Raw genomic sequence first — 15197 nt, 5'->3', positions numbered from 1 at the left:
TTTTCCGCCGCACCATCCGGAGACCGAATTGATCAAGCCGCGTACCCCGCCCGGGGTCATGGAGCTGCTGCCGCGCGAGCAGATCGCGTTCCAGCGCATGCTCGACACCATCCGCCGCAGTTTCGAGGGCTTCGGCTTCCTGCCGATCGAGACGCCCGTGTTTGAACTGTCCGATGTGCTGCTGACCAAGTCCGGCGGCGAGACCGAGCGCCAGGTGTATTTCGTCCAGTCCACCGGCGCGCTGGAAAAGGGCGACGAAGGGCGGCCGGACATGGCGCTGCGCTTCGACCTCACCGTACCGCTGGCCCGCTATGTGGCCGAACACGAGCACGACCTGGCATTCCCATTCCGCCGCTACCAGATGCAGCGCGTGTACCGCGGCGAGCGCGCCCAGCGCGGGCGCTTCCGCGAGTTCTACCAGTGCGATATCGACGTGATTGGCAAGGACGCGCTGTCGCCGCGCTATGACGCCGAGATCCCGGCGGTGATCCATTCCGTGTTCAAGGCGTTGGGGCTGGGCGGGCTCACCATCTGGATGAACCATCGCAAGCTGCTGCGCGGCTGGTTCGAGGGCCTGGGCATCGAGGGTGACCAGCAGCTGGCGGTGCTGCGCGAGCTGGACAAGCTCGACAAGCGCGGCGCCGATGCCGTGCGTGACACCCTACGCGGCGAAGGCTTCAACCTGGGCGAGGATGCGGTTGCGAAGCTGATGGCGTTCTCACAGGTCCGCTCCAGCGGCCACGATGACGCGCTGGCCAGGCTGGATGCGCTGGGCTCGGGCACGCCGCTGTTCGAAGAGGGCAGGGCGGAACTGCGCGAGGCGCTGGAGCGCCTGCGTTCGATGGGCGTGCCGGAGTCCGACTACGCGATCAACCTGTCGATCGCGCGCGGCCTGGATTACTACACCGGCATGGTCTACGAGACCACGCTGGATGATTACCCGCAGATCGGTTCGATCTGCTCCGGCGGCCGCTACGACGACCTGGCCAGCCACTACACGAAGTCGAAGCTGCCCGGCGTTGGCATCTCGATCGGGCTGACCCGGCTGTTCTGGCAGCTGCGCGATGCCGGCCTGGTCGACATGGCCGACAGCACCGTGGATGTGCTGGTCACCCTGATGGACGACGCGGGCCTGGATCACGCGCTGGCCCTCTCCCAGCGCCTGCGCGCCGCCGGGTTGAACGTGGAAACCCAGATGGAGCCGCGCAAACTGGGCCGCCAGTTCCAGTATGCGGACCGGGCGGGCATCCGCTTCGTAGTGGTCCGCGGCGAGGACGAGGCTGCCCGCGGCGTGGTGGCCGTGAAAGACCTGCGCCGCGGCGAACAGTTCGAAGTGGCGGAAGACGAAGTGGCCAGCGCGCTGCGGGTGGAGCGCGAACAGCTGCGCATCCCGGGCGCACTGGGTAGCAACGGGGAAGGTGCATGAAACATATCTGTCTGGATGGCGCTTCGCTGACCCGCGGCCAGCTGGTGATGATCGCCAACGGTGCGTCGGTCGAGCTTGATCCCGGCGCGCTGGAGAAGGTTGCCCGCGCCGCCGACTTCCTCGCCGAGCAGGTGCGCCGTGAGGAACCCATCTATGGCGTTTCCACCGGGTTCGGCAGCAATGCCGACAAGCTGCTCGGCGCGCACCCACTGCGCGACAAGCTGCCCGGTGCGAAGCCGTCCGGGCGCTCGCTGCACGCGGAGCTGCAGCAGAACCTGATCCTCACCCACGCGGTGTGCATCGGCGAACCGATGTCACCGGAAGTGGTGCGGGCGATGCTTTGCATCCGCATCAACACCCTGCTCAAGGGGCACTCGGGCATCCGGGTGCAGACGCTGCAGGCGCTGACCGCGATGCTCAACGCCGGCATTGTGCCGGTGGTGCCGGAACTGGGTTCGGTCGGCGCGTCGGGCGATCTGGCGCCGCTCTCGCACCTGGCGATCGTGCTGCTGGGCGGTGGCGAAGCCTTCTATCAGGGCGAGCGCATTCCGGGGGCCGAAGCCCTGCGCCGCGCGGGGCTGGAACCGGTCACCTTGTCCTACAAGGAAGGCCTGGCGCTGAACAACGGCACCGCGCAGATGCTGGCCATGGGCGTACTGGCCCTGGACCGGCTGGAACGGCTGGCCGATACCGCCGACCTGGCCGCAGCCATGACCCTGGACGCCTTCGCCGGGCGGCTGGGTGCCTTTGCCGAACAGGTGCACGCGCTGCGCCCGCATCCGGGGCAGGTGGAAGTGGCAGCGCGCCTGCGGGCGCTGCTGCAGGGCTCCACACTGGCGGACATTTCCTATCACCTGGTGCCCCGATTCCGGCAGTGGCTCCCCGACAGCTGGGAAGGCGGGCAGGCCCAGGCCCTGAGCTTTGACATCGGCTGGGACTGGGTGCCGGCCAGCCAGCGCCACGGACGGGAAAAGTTCTACCAGCGCTTCAAGCCCTTCCGCGGCGGCAAGAAGCACCAGCCGCAGGACAGCTATTCGCTGCGCTGCATACCGCAGGTCCACGGGGCGGTGCGCGACGCGCTGGCCCAGGCGTGCCGGGTGCTGGATGTGGAGCTCAACGCGGTCACTGACAATCCGCTGGTGTTCCCGGACCAGCTGGCCGAGCACGTGGAAGAGCAGGTCATCTCCGCCGGCCATTTCCACGGCATGCCGCTGGCGCTGGCGCTGAGCTACGTGAAGGCGGCAATCCCGGTGCTGGCCTCGATCTCCGAGCGCCGCCTCAACAAGCTGGTCGATCCGGCTACCAGCGACGGTCTGCCGGCGTTCCTGATCGGCAACGAAGACGGTACCGAGTCAGGACACATGATCGTGCAGTACACGGCGGCCGCGATCGTCAACGACCTGGCCACGAGGGCGCATCCGGCCAGCGTCTACTCCATACCCACCAGCGCCAACGCCGAAGACCACGTATCCATGGGCGCCAACGAGGCGCGTCACGTGCTGGCCATGGCCGACGACCTGGGCAAGGTACTGGGGCTGGAGTTGTACACCGCCGCCCAGGCGCTGGACCTGCGCCGCGACATGATCAACGCCGCGCGCGAGCTGGCACGCAGCACCGATGCAGCCGGGTTCGCCGCCAAGGTGCAGGGCGCTCCAGCCCCTGATCACCCGGACCGCGAGCGATTCCTGGAAGAAGTGGACGCGCTGCGCGTCGAGCTCGCCGCATCCGAGCCCTATCATCCGGGCGTTGCGGTTTCTGCAGCCCACGACGCCCTGCGCGAGCGCATTGCCTTCCTTGAGCGCGACCGTGCCATGGATGGTGAAGTGGCCGAGGCCGTGCGGCTGGTGGCCAGTGGCAGCCTGCTGGAAGCCGCGCGCCGGGCCGAGGCCGGCGAGGGCTGACAGCCCGGCCGGGCTGGCCGGAGCTGCCATGCGGCTGGCGCGCGGACCTTACCGGTCCGCCGCCAGCCCCGCACTGCGCAGGGCCGCCAGCACCGCTTCGCGGTTGCCTTCTTCCAGCGGCCATCCCGAGGTGACGCTGGCTGCCAGCTGACCGTCCCGGAAGACGTGGAACTGCGGCACGGTGTCGAGGTCGAGCATCGGCCAGCGTTCGTGCGACGCCGCGATCACGAGCGGAGCACCTGAATGTGCGTCATTCCAGCGTTGCAGCGCCCGGATGTTGTCCAGCTGGCTGGGCGAGGCCAGCCACAGTGCATGGTCCCGGAAGACGGGGCCGAGCTCGGGATCCTGTGCAATCGCACGGGCGGCGGCATGGCTGTAGCGGCAGCCCGGGCCGGCCACCACCACGATCCGCACGGATTCCAGTTCCACGGCTTCGTGCATCAGCCCATCCCCGTCCGCCGACAGCCGGAGAATGCTGGGGACGTCATTGGCAACCGGAACCGGTTCGTGGAACGGCGGCAGCGGCTCCAGGCCGGCCGCGGCGTGGCGGACGGCGAAGTGCCGGGCTTCTTCCAGCTGTCCGGCTCGTACCAGCACCTCATGCATCGATGTCAGTTCTTCCGTCGTGGCGACACCGTGATTCTCCAGTTCAGCCAGTGCTTGCGTCGCCGCGGTAACGTGGGTGGCGCGATAGCCGTTCCATGACGCCAGCAACGCGGCCCGGTACATCAGCCTGACGTCATGGATGGAGGCCCCGGAGATATCCTCCGGGAAAGATTCGGCGGGAAAGAGGGCGTCATAGAGCGCGGCAATGGTCGTGCCGGACCCGTCACCGGGAGCGCCCAGCTCTGCGTAATACAGGGCGTTGAAACGCAGCTCCGTATCGCTCGCGCCGCCGCTGCGCGCCGCCTGGCGGGCGTCGTTCCGCAGCCATGCTGCCTCCTTCGGGCTGATGCCGGCGGGTGCGCCTGCAGCTGGCAGGCCGAGCAGCGCGAAAACCTGCCCGATCTCTTCGCGGGTCAGCTCACTGGACAGGTCGCCGATGGGCAGCCGGGTGACGCCACGTTCGTTGAAATCAAGTGAATCCAGAAAGCGCCCCCGCGCGCCCGGTGTCATATGCCGGAGCGGGGAAGGGCAGCGCTGCAGCCAGGCATCCAGTGCCGCGCGCGAGCTGACTGGCCCGCCATCCGGAGGAAGGCTACAGCCGTCCCCGGGCGCGGCTGAGCTGTGCGGAACGGCAAGGAAAAAACACAGCATCAGGGTGAAGAGTCGGACATCCATTTCGTTCTCCGGCGTGCGGGCGGCCCCGCAGCTGTCAGTCCAAGGGTACCCCGGGATCCAAATGCCATCGGCGCGGCATTTGACAATGTAATAACGCGCTATTACATTAGCGCGGTGAAACAACGTGCCGCCCCGCGTCAAAAGAAGGAAGCCGATGCCCCGTTCCGGGCGTTGGCCGAAGCGCTGGCCGCCCTGGACAGCCCGGAAGAGGTCGCCGCTTTCCTGCGCGACCTGTGCACGCCCGCCGAGCTGGAGGCCATGGCCGATCGCTGGCGCGTGGTGCCCCTGCTGCTGGAAGGCGTCCCGTACCGGGAGATCCACGAGCGTACCGGCGTCAGCGTGACCACCGTTGGCCGGGTCGCCCGCACCATCGAGTACGGCGAAGACGGCTATGCCGCGGCCGTGAGCAAGCAATACCCCCATCTCGCTCCTTCCCACTGAGCCTGCCCGCCATGAGTCCACCTGTCACTGGCGCGGCGCGTGACCGCCTGCGCATTGCCATCCAGAAGTCCGGCCGCCTCGGCGAGCCTTCGCGCGCTCTGTTGAAATCCTGCGGCCTGGACTGGCGCGAAAGCCGCGACCGCCTGTTCTGCTACGGCGAATCGCTGCCGATCGATCTGCTGCTGGTTCGCGACGACGACATTCCCGGCCTGCTCGCCGACGGCGTGTGCGACCTCGGCATCGTCGGGCGCAACGTGCTGGCCGAACAGACTGCGGAGCGGGCCCTGGCAGGCACCCCGCAGGTGGCGCAGGAGATCCGTGCGCTTGGCTTCGGCGGCTGCCGCCTGGACCTGGCCGTACCCGACACGTGGGACTGGCAGGGGCCGGAACAGCTGCGCGGCAGCCGCATTGCCACCAGCTACCCCCAACTGGTCCGCCAATGGCTGGACGGGCAGGGCATCGAGGCCGATGTGGTGTTCCTCTCCGGCTCGGTGGAGATCGCGCCCCGGCTCGGACAGGCGGACCTGATCTGCGACCTGGTCTCCAGCGGCGCCACGCTGGCTGCCAACCAGCTCAAGCCGGTGCTTACCCTGCTGCAGAGCGAATCGGTGCTGGCCGCCCCGGTGCAGGCGTTTGCCGATGTGCGTGCCGACCTGCTGCAGCTGTTGCTGCGACGCATGGATGGCGTGCTGCGGCTCAAGGACAGCCGCCTGCTGATGTTCCAGGCGGACCGGGCGCGGGTGGACGATGTACTCAAGCTGCTGCCCGATGCGGACCGCCCCACGGTGATGCAGCTGGATGGCGAGGACACCCTGGCGCTGCAGACGCTGTGCCGCGGCGAGATGACCTGGCAGCGGCTGGAGGAACTGCGCAGGGCCGGCGCGCGCAGCCTGATGGTGCTGCCGGTTGAAAGGAGCCTGGCATGAGCCAGCTGTCCATCCAGCGGTTGCGCTGGTCGTCGCTGGACGCGGATGCACGTCGTGACGCGCTGGCACGGCCGGTACAGGCCGTCGCCGCTGAAGTACGCGACACCGTCTCCGCTCTTATCCATGAAGTCCGCACCGGCGGTGACGTTGCGCTGCGTGCCATTACTTCGCGACTGGACGGCGTTGCGCTGGACAGCCTGGAGGTGAACGAAGCCGAATTTTCCGCCGCCGAAGCCGCGCTGCCCCGGAGACTGCGGGACGCCATGGCCGAGGCGGCCGGTCGGATTGAAGCCTTTCACCGCGCCGGCATGACCCAGCCCTACGCACTGGAAACCGCACCGGGCGTGGTGTGCGAGCGGGTGGTGCGACCGATCCGCCGGGTTGGGCTGTATGTGCCAGCCGGCAGCGCACCGCTGCCCTCGACTGCCCTGATGCTGGGCGTGCCGTCACGCCTGGCTGGGTGTGCCGAGGTGGTGCTCTGTACGCCGCCCCGTGCAGATGGCAGCGTCAATCCGGCAGTGCTGGTGGCAGCGCGGATGACCGGCGTGGCGCGGGTATTCAAGCTGGGCGGCGCGCAGGCGATCGCGGCCATGGGGCTCGGCACCGGCAGCGTGCCTGCCTGCGACAAGCTGTTCGGGCCCGGCAATGCGTGGGTGACCGAAGCCAAGCAGCAGCTTGCGCAGTCGGGCAACGTGGCCATCGACATGCCCGCCGGACCATCCGAGGTGCTGGTGATCGCCGATGCCGGGGCCAATGCCGCCTGGGTCGCCGCCGATCTGCTGTCGCAGGCCGAGCACGGTCCGGACTCGCAGGTGCTGCTGCTGTCCGACAGCGAAGCCCTGGTGCAGGCGGTGGAGCGCGAACTGGCCCGGCAGATGGCGGCCTTGCCGCGTGCCACGATCGCGGCCCAGGCACTCTCGCGGTCTCGCCTGATTATCGTCGACGGGCTGGAAGAGGCCTTCCGGATCAGCAACGCCTACGCGCCCGAGCACCTGATCCTGGCGCTGCGCGAGTCGCGAGCCTGGCTGGAGCGGGTGCAGGCAGCAGGTTCCGTCTTCCTGGGTGATCACACTCCCGAAGCCCTGGGCGACTACTGCAGCGGCACCAACCATGTACTGCCCACCAACGGCGCCGCGCGCGCGTGGAGCGGGGTGTCGGTGGCCAGCTTCCAGACATTCATCAGCGTCCAGGCGGCAACGCCGGAGGGCATCGCGGCGATCGGCCCCTGTGCTATCACCTTGGCGCAGGCCGAGGGGCTTGAAGCCCATGCCAATGCGGTGCGGCTGCGGCTGGGAGAGGCCGCATGAGCAGCGTGCTGGAACTGGTGCGCGAAGATCTGCGCGACTTCGCCGGATACGGTTCGGCGCGCAGCGACCGTCTGCAGGGAGAGGTCTGGCTCAATGCCAACGAATCGGCCTGGGCGGGCGCAGGTGATCCAGCCGGAACGTGTCGGCGCTATCCAGAGCCGCAGCCGCCGGAACTGACCGCGGCATTGGCGCGCGTCTATGGCTGTGCGCCGGAGCAGCTCCTGGTTGGCCGCGGCAGTGACGAAGCCATTGACCTGCTGGTGCGTGCCCTGTGTGCGCCCGGACGCGACGCGGTGGCGGTGACGCCGCCGGTGTTCGGCATGTATGCGGTCAGCGCCCGACTGCAGGGCGCACCGCTGTTGGAAGTGCCGCTGGTGGACGGCGAGGATGGCTTCGCTCCCGACTTTGATGCGCTGGCCGAAGGATCCATCGCGGCTGGCGCGAAGCTGGTGTTCCTGTGCTCGCCGGGCAACCCCACCGGCAATCCGGTGTCCCTGCAGGCAATTGCATCGCTTGCGCGCCGGCTGGAGGGCCGAGCCCTGCTGGTGATTGACGAAGCGTACGGCGAGTTTTCCTCCCGGCCTTCGGCGATCAGCCTGATGGCAAGCCACCCCAATCTCGCGGTGCTGCGTACCTTGTCCAAGGCACATGCCCTGGCCGGGGCGCGGGTTGGAGCGGTCATTGCCGCGCCCGAGCTGATCGCCGTACTGCGCCGCTGCCAGGCGCCTTATCCGGTGCCGGCGCCCTGCGTGGACATTGCGCTGGCCGCCTTGACGCCGGAAGCACTGGAATACACGACGAAGCATGTCGAAATGGTGCGCAGCGAACGCGAGCGCCTGCGCCAGGCATTGGCGGCGCTCCCGGGCGTGCGCCGGGTCTATCGGTCGGAAGGCAACTTCCTGCTGGTCCGCCTTGCCGATGCCGACCGTGCGTTTCGGGCGCTCCTGGAAGCCGGGGTGGTGGTACGGGACCAGCGCGCCGCCTGCCAGCTGGACGATGCGTTGCGGATCACCGTAGGTACCCCCGATCAGAACGAGCGCGTTCTGGAAATCCTTTCGTCGTCTTGTACCGAGCCCACCCCATGAGTACCCCGATCCTTTTTATCGACCGCGACGGCACCCTGATCGAGGAGCCCGAGGACTTCCAGATCGACGCGTATCACAAGCTGCGCTTTGTACCGGGGGTGATCCCGGCGCTGCTGAAGCTGCGCGACGCCGGATACGAGTTCGTGATGGTCAGCAACCAGGATGGCCTGGGCAGCGAAAGCTATCCGCAGGCCGATTTCGATGGACCGCACGCGCTGATGATGCAGGTGTTGGAGAGCCAGGGCATCACGTTCCGCGAAGTGCTGATCGATACCAGCTGGCCGGAGGACAACCTGCCAACGCGCAAGCCCGGGATCGGTCTGGCACTGCACTACCTGCGCGAGCGGCTCTTTGATCCCGGGCGCTCGGCGATGGTGGGCGACCGCGATACCGACAACGCCTTCGCCGCCAACATGGGCATCCGCGGCTTCCAGCTGCGCACGGAGCAGTTCGGCGGCGAGTGGGACTGGGCCGGCATTGCCCATGAGCTGGCGGATGCGCCGCGCCGGGCCGAAGTGCGGCGGGATACCCGCGAGACGCAGGTGCGCATCCGTGTTGACCTGGACCTGGTGGCCGAACCGAGGGTCAGCACCGGCCTGCCGTTCTACGATCACATGCTGGAGCAGATCGGCAAGCATGGCGGATTCGCGCTGGAGGTGGAAACCACCGGCGACCTGCACATCGACGAGCACCACACCGTCGAGGACACCGCACTGGCGCTGGGCCAAGCGCTGCGCGAAGCCTTGGGCGACAAGCGCGGTATCGGCCGGTATGGATTCACCCTGCCAATGGACGAGGCCCTGGCCAGCGTGGCGCTGGATTTCAGCGGCCGGCCGTGGCTGGTGTTCGAAGGCGAGTTCCGCCGCGAGAAGGTAGGCGACCTGCCGACCGAGCTGGTGCCGCATTTCTTCCGCTCGTTGAGCGACGCCGCGAGGCTTAACCTGCACCTGTCGGTACGCGGCGACAACGATCACCACAAGATCGAAGCCGCCTTCAAGGCCCTGGCGCGTGCGCTGCGCCAGGCAATCCGGCGCGAGGGCAAGGAGCTCCCCAGCACCAAAGGCGCGCTGTAGTGCGCGTGGCCGGGGGCCAGCTCCATCCGGAACGCTCCCCACGCGCCGGTGGGCGCCTGTGGCAGAACTTCATCGAGGCGGGAACATGAGTTCAGGATTCATCCTTTATCCGGCGATCGACGTGCGCGAAGGGCGCGTGGTGCGGCTGGCCCAGGGCGACTATGCCCGTGAGACCCGTTACGGAGATGACCCCCTGGGCGTAGCTCAGGGCTATGCCGACGAGGGCGCGCAGTGGTTGCATCTGGTGGACCTGGATGCGGCACGCAGCGGCGGCTACACGCTGCAGCCGCTGCTGCAGACACTTGCCGTGGAGGGACGGTTGAAGGTGCAGACCGGCGGCGGCGTGCGCAGTCGCGACGACGTCGTCCAGCTGCTGGAGGCGGGTGCTTCAAGGGTTGTGATCGGATCGCTGGCGGTGCGCGAGCCCGAGCTGGTGCTCGGCTGGATCGAAGAGTTCGGCGCACAGCGCATCACCGTCGCGCTGGACGCACGTCTCGACGACGAAGGTGTCTGGCGCCTGCCCGTACACGGGTGGACCGAGACCGGCGCGCAGACCCTGGACGAGCTTGCCGATCGCTACCGGCAGGCCGGTCTGCGTCACCTGCTGAGCACCGACATCGTCCGCGACGGCATGCTCACCGGCCCCAGCCTGGCGCTTTACGCCCACCTGCGGGCCATTGCACCCGGACTGGAAGTGCAGGCTTCGGGCGGCGTGTCAGCGGTGGAAGACGTGATCGCAGCGCGGGATGCGGGCTGCGCAGGCATCGTGCTGGGGCGGGCGCTACTGGACGGACGCTTCCGACTGTCGCAGGCGCTGGAGGCGGCGGGATGCTGAGCCGCCGGATCATTCCCTGCCTGGACGTGCGCGACGGCCGGGTGGTGAAGGGTGTGCGCTTCCGCGATCACGTCGACATGGGCGACATCGCCGAACTGGCGCTGCGCTACCGCGACCAGGGTGCGGACGAGCTGGTGTTCTACGACATCGGCGCCAGCCCCGAGGGACGCTCGGTGGATTACCGCTGGGTCGAGCGCGTCTCCGCGCTGCTGGACATCCCGTTCTGCGTGGCCGGCGGCATCCGCGACGTGGCCACGGCCCGGGCGGTGCTCAATGCGGGTGCCGACAAGGTCTCCATCAACACGCCCGCGCTGGAGCGTCCGGCGCTGATTGGTGAGCTGGCCGAAGCCTTCGGGGTTCATTGCGTGGTGGTGGGAATCGATTCGATCCGTGAACCGGATGGCGAGTGGCGCGTTCGCAGCCATACCGGTGACCCCGACCGGACCCGGGCGCTGGGGCTGCGCACGCTGGACTGGGTAATCGAGGCGCAGCGCCTGGGCGCGGGTGAGATCGTACTCAACTGCATGGACAGCGACGGCGTGCGCCGCGGCTACGATATCGCCCAGCTCTCCGCCGTGCGTGAGGTCTGCAGCGTGCCGCTGATCGCCTCCGGCGGTGCGGGCACGATGGAGCACTTCATCGAGGCATTCGAGCAGGCCGATGTTGACGGCGCGCTGGCTGCCAGCGTATTTCACAGCGGCACGATCAGTATTCCCGAACTCAAGGCCGCCCTGCGCACGCAGGGGATCGAGGTACGCAGTGAATGATTGTTTGACCCCACAAGCCCCCGATGCCAATACCCTGGACTGGGACAAGGCCGGCGGCCTGCTGCCGGTCATCGTCCAGGATGCCGAAAGCCTGCGCGTGCTGATGCTGGGTTACATGGACCGCACCGCGCTGGCCGCCACGCTGGAACTGCGGCTGGTGACCTTCTTCAGCCGCAGCAAGCGCCGGCTGTGGACCAAGGGCGAGAGTTCAGGACACGTGCTCGAGCTGGTGTCCGTGCAGGCCGATTGCGATGGCGATGCGCTGCTGGTGCTGGCCCGTCCACACGGGCCGACCTGCCACCTGCAGCGGCCCAGCTGTTTTGCCGGAGCTCCCGGCGCTGGCGTGTTGGCAACGCTGGACGCGCTGGTCGCCGAACGCGAGGCGGAGCGGCCCGAAAGCAGCTACACCACGCGTCTGTTCGAAAGTGGTGTGCGGCGGATCGCCCAGAAGGTGGGCGAAGAGGGTGTGGAGACTGCGCTGGCAGCGGTGGCCGAGGACGATGCAGCGCTCGTCGGCGAAGCTGCCGATCTCGTCTACCACCTGCTGGTGCTGCTGCGCGCCCGCGGGCTGGGGCTGGCCGATCTGGAGCGCAGGCTGGAGGCCCGCTCACAGGGCGAAAGCTGAGCTGCCGCGCCGCGCGGACCGCGCTGCTCAGGCCATCGAGGCGGAACTGTGCACGCGGTCGCGGCCCTGCGCCTTGGCCACGTACATGGCCTTGTCGGCGACTTCCAGAGCCTGGGTAACATCGTCCGGATCTTCCGGGCCAAGCGTGTGCACGCCGATGCTTGCCGTCACCCGGATGGGCTCCGGGCCGGCAGGACAGGGCTCAGCGTTGAGCGCCTGGCGGATTGCTTCGGCCACGGCCACAGCCCTTGAGCGGTCATGGTGCGGCAGGGCTACCACGAACTCCTCGCCGCCAAAGCGCGCCAGCAGCGCATCGTCTCCCGTCGCGCTGCTGATCCGGCCGGCAACCCAGCGCAGGCACTCGTCACCAACCAGATGGCCGTAGCGATCATTGATGGCCTTGAAGTGATCCATGTCCACCATCAGCAGAGATACCGGGCGACCGCTGTCGCGGGCTTCGCGCACCATGCGGCCGAACGACTCGTGGAACCAGGTGCGGTTGTACAGGCCGGTCAGGCCGTCGCGGCGGCTGGATTCGCGCAGCCTGTCGTGCACTTCCTCCAGCTGCATCAGCGCATTGCGTACTTCCCGGGTGCGCTGGGCCACCTTGCGTTCCAGCATCATGTTGGCCTCCCTGGCAATGCGCTCGTTCTCGTTGCGCAGCCCGGCATAGCGATAGCCGAGCGCGATCGAAAGCAGCAGCATTTCCAGGGCCGAGCCGATCTGCACGCCGTACTCGGTGAAGAAGTTCTTCGGCAGCAGGCCGAAGGCCAGCAGGGTGAACACAGCCGTGCCCAGCAGGAACATGCCCCACGCCAGCAACAGCAGGCGAGCAGGCTGGTAGCCGAGCCGGACCACGTGGATGGTGGCGGTCACGATCCAGACAATCCCCACCAGTACCGCCAGCGCCGCCACCGGCGTGGCGATGCGGTACGGAAGGCAGAACGAGGCGATGCCGAAAAACAGGAAGAAGCCGATCACTGTCAGACTGACGGCGTTGCCCACCGGCCAGCGCTGGGGCAACTCGAGGAACGTGCGGGTGAACTGGTTCATGCCGATCAGCGCCAGGCAGATCGACAGCGGTACGGACTTGTCCGCCAGCCAGGGCCAGTTGGGCCACAGGTATTCGAATCCCAGCCCATTGAGGGTGAACAGCACCAGGCCGAAGGCGGTGATGTGGAACAGGTACCAGAAATAGCTCGCGTCGCGGAGCGAAATCCAAAGCACGAGGTTGTAGAAAAACAGCGCCAGCAGGATTCCGTAGTAGAGGCCGATGGCCAGCTGCGCATCGCGGGAAAGTTCGGTGAAGGCCGCGGGCGTGTACAGCTCCAGCGGCACCTGCATGGAGCTCTCGCTCTGCACCCGCACCAGCAGTTCCACCGGCTGGTCCACGGGCAGCTCCAGCTGGAAGTTGGGGTGCCGGTAGCGCACGCTGCGCACATCGAAGGGCAGGTGGTCCCCGCCCGACTGGTGCAGGATCCCGCCGTCGGCATGGCGCACGTAGATGTCCAGCCGGTCGCTGAGCGGATACTCCTGCACCAGCAGCCAGCGCTGTTCCGACGGGTTGCGGTTCACCAGGCCGACGTGGAACCAGAAGGCGCCGCGCTGGAAGCCGAACGCCGCGTTGTCACCCGGGACCGGTTCGAACCGTCCGGCCTGGAGGTGCGCAAAGGCGTCCTCCATGCGATCGGCCGATGGCTCGTCGTGCCGGTAAGTCAGATGCGGGGTGAGGCTGAGCTGATCAGCATCTGCAGGCAGCTCGACGGGTGCGGCGGCCGCGGGCATGCCCGACCACAGACACGCCACCAGCAAGGCCGCCCAGACGTATGCCCCGATCGCGGATGTGACGGACCTGCCAGCCATGGCTTTTCCCGGGGCCCCGGCCCCAGCGTGGAGACTAGACCAGCGCGGCGCGGTTTGCATCGGGGAGCGGCATAATCAGGCTCCCCTCCGTTTCATGGAATCCACATGCGTTCTGCCTGGTTGTGCCTGCTGTTGCTGCTCGCTTTGCCCGCCCACGCCGGGGAGGGCGGCTGCCTGCAGGGCACCGTACGGGTGTCCGGAGGCGGCGGCTTGGCCGGGGTTGCCGTGTCCGACGGACGACAGGTGGTCGCCAGCGGGCCGGAAGGGCAGTGGACCCTGGCCTCGGCACCAGCCGGCGCCGTGTTCGTGATCAAGCCACCCGGATACGTGCTGCCGGCGCGAGCGGATGGACTGCCGGACTTCTGGCGCAGCGGAGTTGAGCCCCAGGGCTGCGACTTCGAACTGCTGCCGGCTGATCCGGAAGGTGCTGGAGACGACAGTCTGGAAGTGCTGGTATTCAGCGATCCGCAGACCGCCAACCTGCGCGAGGTGGGCTATTACCGCGATTCAATCGTGGCCCCACTGCGTGGCAGGCACGGTGCCCGCCTGGGAGTGACCCTGGGCGACGTGACCAACGATGTGCCCTCGCTCTATCCGGCGCTGAACGAAGTCACCGCGAGCCTGGGCGTGCCCTGGCTGCACGTGCCGGGCAACCACGATCTGGATTTCGAAGTCGGGCACGACCGGGATTCGCTACGCTCGTTCCGCGGGGTATACGGGCCCGACACGTTTGCCTGGGAAGAGGACGAGGCCGTTTTCGTCGGCCTGGACAACGTGATCTACCAGCCGGGGGAACGCCCGGCCTACATCGGCGGATTGCGTCCGGACCAGTTTGAATTCCTCGAGTCCTGGCTGCCTGCGCTCTCCACCAACCGCCTGCTGGTGCTGATGGTGCACATGCCCCTGTTCGACACTGCGCCTGGCCGTGAAACCTTCCGCCACGCGGACCGCGAGCGGCTGTTCGCGCTGCTGCAGCGCTTCCCGAAGCTGCTGGTGCTCAGCGGGCATCGGCATACGCTGCAGCACGTGTTCCACGGCCCGGAGTCCGGCTGGCACGGCGCCGAGCCGCTGCACGAGTTCAACGTGGGTGCCGCCAGCGGCGCTTTCTGGTCCGGCGTGGCAGGCAGCGACGGCGTGCCGGACTCGACCATGGCCGACGGCACGCCCAGCGGGTATGCACGGCTGGTGATCGATCGCGAGGGCGGCTACCGTCTGTCCTGGCACCGTGGCGGGCACCATGGTGACGGCGATCCCGGCTTCACCGATGCGATGGCGCTGCATGCGCCGCGCACGCTGCGCGGCGGTGCCTATCCGGCGTGGGGCGTGTACGCCAACGTGTACATGGGGCTGGAGGACACCCGGGTGGAGTTCCGGGTGGGCGAGGGCGAATGGCAGTCGATGCGCCGCGTGTCGGCGCCCGACCCGCGGCTGGTGGTGGAAAACGTTCGCGATGATCTGGCCACCGAGCTGCGGGGCTTCGACCGCTCGCCCGAGGCGCAGCCATCCACACATCTGTGGCGAGGTGCGTTGCCCACAGATCTGGACGTGGGCGAACACCGCATCGATGTGCGTGCGTTCGACCGCTGGCATGGCGAACAGCGGGCGTGGACGGATTACCGGCTGATAGAGAAAGCGCCGCCGAACGAGTAGCGACAGAACGGCTCGTC

The 15197-nt window shown here is 67.9% G+C and carries 13 protein-coding genes; 11 read left to right on the top strand and 2 right to left on the bottom strand.

Annotated elements, in window-relative coordinates; all coding sequences use genetic code 11:
- Positions 1-28 precede the first annotated feature (28 nt).
- Complete coding sequence (gene hisS, locus ACW7G2_RS02805) at positions 29-1426, top strand: histidine--tRNA ligase (protein ID WP_456972503.1); 1398 nt, start codon at positions 29-31, stop codon at positions 1424-1426.
- Complete coding sequence (locus tag ACW7G2_RS02800) at positions 1423-3327, top strand: HAL/PAL/TAL family ammonia-lyase (protein ID WP_456972501.1); 1905 nt, start codon at positions 1423-1425, stop codon at positions 3325-3327. Before hisS ends, ACW7G2_RS02800 begins: the two co-directional genes overlap by 4 nt.
- A 48-nt stretch (positions 3328-3375) precedes the next feature.
- On the opposite strand, the gene ACW7G2_RS02795 is transcribed toward ACW7G2_RS02800, so the two are convergent.
- Positions 3376-4608, bottom strand: a complete 1233-nt coding sequence (locus tag ACW7G2_RS02795; RefSeq protein ID WP_456972499.1) for a hypothetical protein — start codon at positions 4606-4608, stop codon at positions 3376-3378.
- 114 nt (positions 4609-4722) lie between these two features.
- Between ACW7G2_RS02795 and ACW7G2_RS02790 the strand changes: the two genes are divergently transcribed.
- The 8 genes from ACW7G2_RS02790 to hisIE all read left to right on the top strand — a co-directional run bounded on the left by ACW7G2_RS02790 (position 4723) and on the right by hisIE (position 11667).
- On the top strand, positions 4723-5049 hold the full coding sequence (locus ACW7G2_RS02790; protein ID WP_456972497.1) for a YerC/YecD family TrpR-related protein: 327 nt from the start codon (positions 4723-4725) through the stop codon (positions 5047-5049).
- Positions 5050-5060: 11 nt separating this feature from the next.
- Complete coding sequence (gene hisG / locus ACW7G2_RS02785; protein WP_456972495.1) at positions 5061-5975, top strand: ATP phosphoribosyltransferase; 915 nt, start codon at positions 5061-5063, stop codon at positions 5973-5975.
- An 11-nt stretch (positions 5976-5986) separates the two neighbouring features.
- The gene (gene hisD, locus ACW7G2_RS02780) at positions 5987-7282 is read left to right on the top strand and encodes a histidinol dehydrogenase (protein ID WP_456972833.1); all 1296 of its coding nucleotides are present in this window, start codon (positions 5987-5989) and stop codon (positions 7280-7282) included.
- On the top strand, positions 7279-8367 hold the full coding sequence (hisC, locus tag ACW7G2_RS02775; protein ID WP_456972493.1) for a histidinol-phosphate transaminase: 1089 nt from the start codon (positions 7279-7281) through the stop codon (positions 8365-8367). Before hisD ends, hisC begins: the two co-directional genes overlap by 4 nt.
- Positions 8364-9440: a bifunctional histidinol-phosphatase/imidazoleglycerol-phosphate dehydratase HisB gene (gene hisB / locus ACW7G2_RS02770; protein ID WP_456972491.1), complete on the top strand. Its 1077-nt coding sequence runs from the start codon at positions 8364-8366 to the stop codon at positions 9438-9440. Before hisC ends, hisB begins: the two co-directional genes overlap by 4 nt.
- A gap of 85 nt (positions 9441-9525) precedes the next feature.
- Positions 9526-10275: a 1-(5-phosphoribosyl)-5-[(5-phosphoribosylamino)methylideneamino]imidazole-4-carboxamide isomerase gene (gene hisA, locus ACW7G2_RS02765; RefSeq protein WP_456972489.1), complete on the top strand. Its 750-nt coding sequence runs from the start codon at positions 9526-9528 to the stop codon at positions 10273-10275.
- The gene (gene hisF, locus ACW7G2_RS02760) at positions 10269-11042 is read left to right on the top strand and encodes an imidazole glycerol phosphate synthase subunit HisF (RefSeq protein ID WP_456972487.1); all 774 of its coding nucleotides are present in this window, start codon (positions 10269-10271) and stop codon (positions 11040-11042) included. Before hisA ends, hisF begins: the two co-directional genes overlap by 7 nt.
- A 4-nt stretch (positions 11043-11046) precedes the next feature.
- Positions 11047-11667, top strand: coding sequence for a bifunctional phosphoribosyl-AMP cyclohydrolase/phosphoribosyl-ATP diphosphatase HisIE (gene hisIE, locus ACW7G2_RS02755; RefSeq protein ID WP_456972485.1), 621 nt, complete (start codon positions 11047-11049; stop codon positions 11665-11667).
- Between the two features lie 27 nt (positions 11668-11694).
- Here hisIE and ACW7G2_RS02750 read toward each other — a convergent pair whose 3' ends face one another.
- Positions 11695-13530 carry a sensor domain-containing diguanylate cyclase gene (locus tag ACW7G2_RS02750; protein WP_456972483.1) on the bottom strand — a complete coding sequence of 612 codons (1836 nt, stop codon included), beginning with the start codon at positions 13528-13530 and terminating at the stop codon, positions 11695-11697.
- A gap of 105 nt (positions 13531-13635) precedes the next feature.
- On the opposite strand from ACW7G2_RS02750, the gene ACW7G2_RS02745 reads away from it, so the two are divergent.
- Positions 13636-15180 carry a calcineurin-like phosphoesterase C-terminal domain-containing protein gene (locus tag ACW7G2_RS02745; protein WP_456972481.1) on the top strand — a complete coding sequence of 515 codons (1545 nt, stop codon included), beginning with the start codon at positions 13636-13638 and terminating at the stop codon, positions 15178-15180.
- Positions 15181-15197: the final 17 nt, after the last annotated feature.

It is taken from the genome of Luteimonas sp. A277 (assembly GCF_054052045.1).
Note: the sequence above shows the minus strand (reverse complement) of the source record. Positions and strands in the feature narration are given on the sequence as shown.

Coding starts and splice junctions, on each gene's coding strand:
- ACW7G2_RS02800 (WP_456972501.1), top strand. CDS start 1,423: ATGAAACATATCTGTCTGGATGGCGCTTCGCTGACCCGCGGCCAGCTG.
- ACW7G2_RS02795 (WP_456972499.1), bottom strand. CDS start 4,608: ATGGATGTCCGACTCTTCACCCTGATGCTGTGTTTTTTCCTTGCCGTT.
- hisG (WP_456972495.1), top strand. CDS start 5,061: ATGAGTCCACCTGTCACTGGCGCGGCGCGTGACCGCCTGCGCATTGCC.
- hisC (WP_456972493.1), top strand. CDS start 7,279: ATGAGCAGCGTGCTGGAACTGGTGCGCGAAGATCTGCGCGACTTCGCC.
- hisB (WP_456972491.1), top strand. CDS start 8,364: ATGAGTACCCCGATCCTTTTTATCGACCGCGACGGCACCCTGATCGAG.
- hisA (WP_456972489.1), top strand. CDS start 9,526: ATGAGTTCAGGATTCATCCTTTATCCGGCGATCGACGTGCGCGAAGGG.
- hisF (WP_456972487.1), top strand. CDS start 10,269: ATGCTGAGCCGCCGGATCATTCCCTGCCTGGACGTGCGCGACGGCCGG.
- ACW7G2_RS02750 (WP_456972483.1), bottom strand. CDS start 13,530: ATGGCTGGCAGGTCCGTCACATCCGCGATCGGGGCATACGTCTGGGCG.
- ACW7G2_RS02745 (WP_456972481.1), top strand. CDS start 13,636: ATGCGTTCTGCCTGGTTGTGCCTGCTGTTGCTGCTCGCTTTGCCCGCC.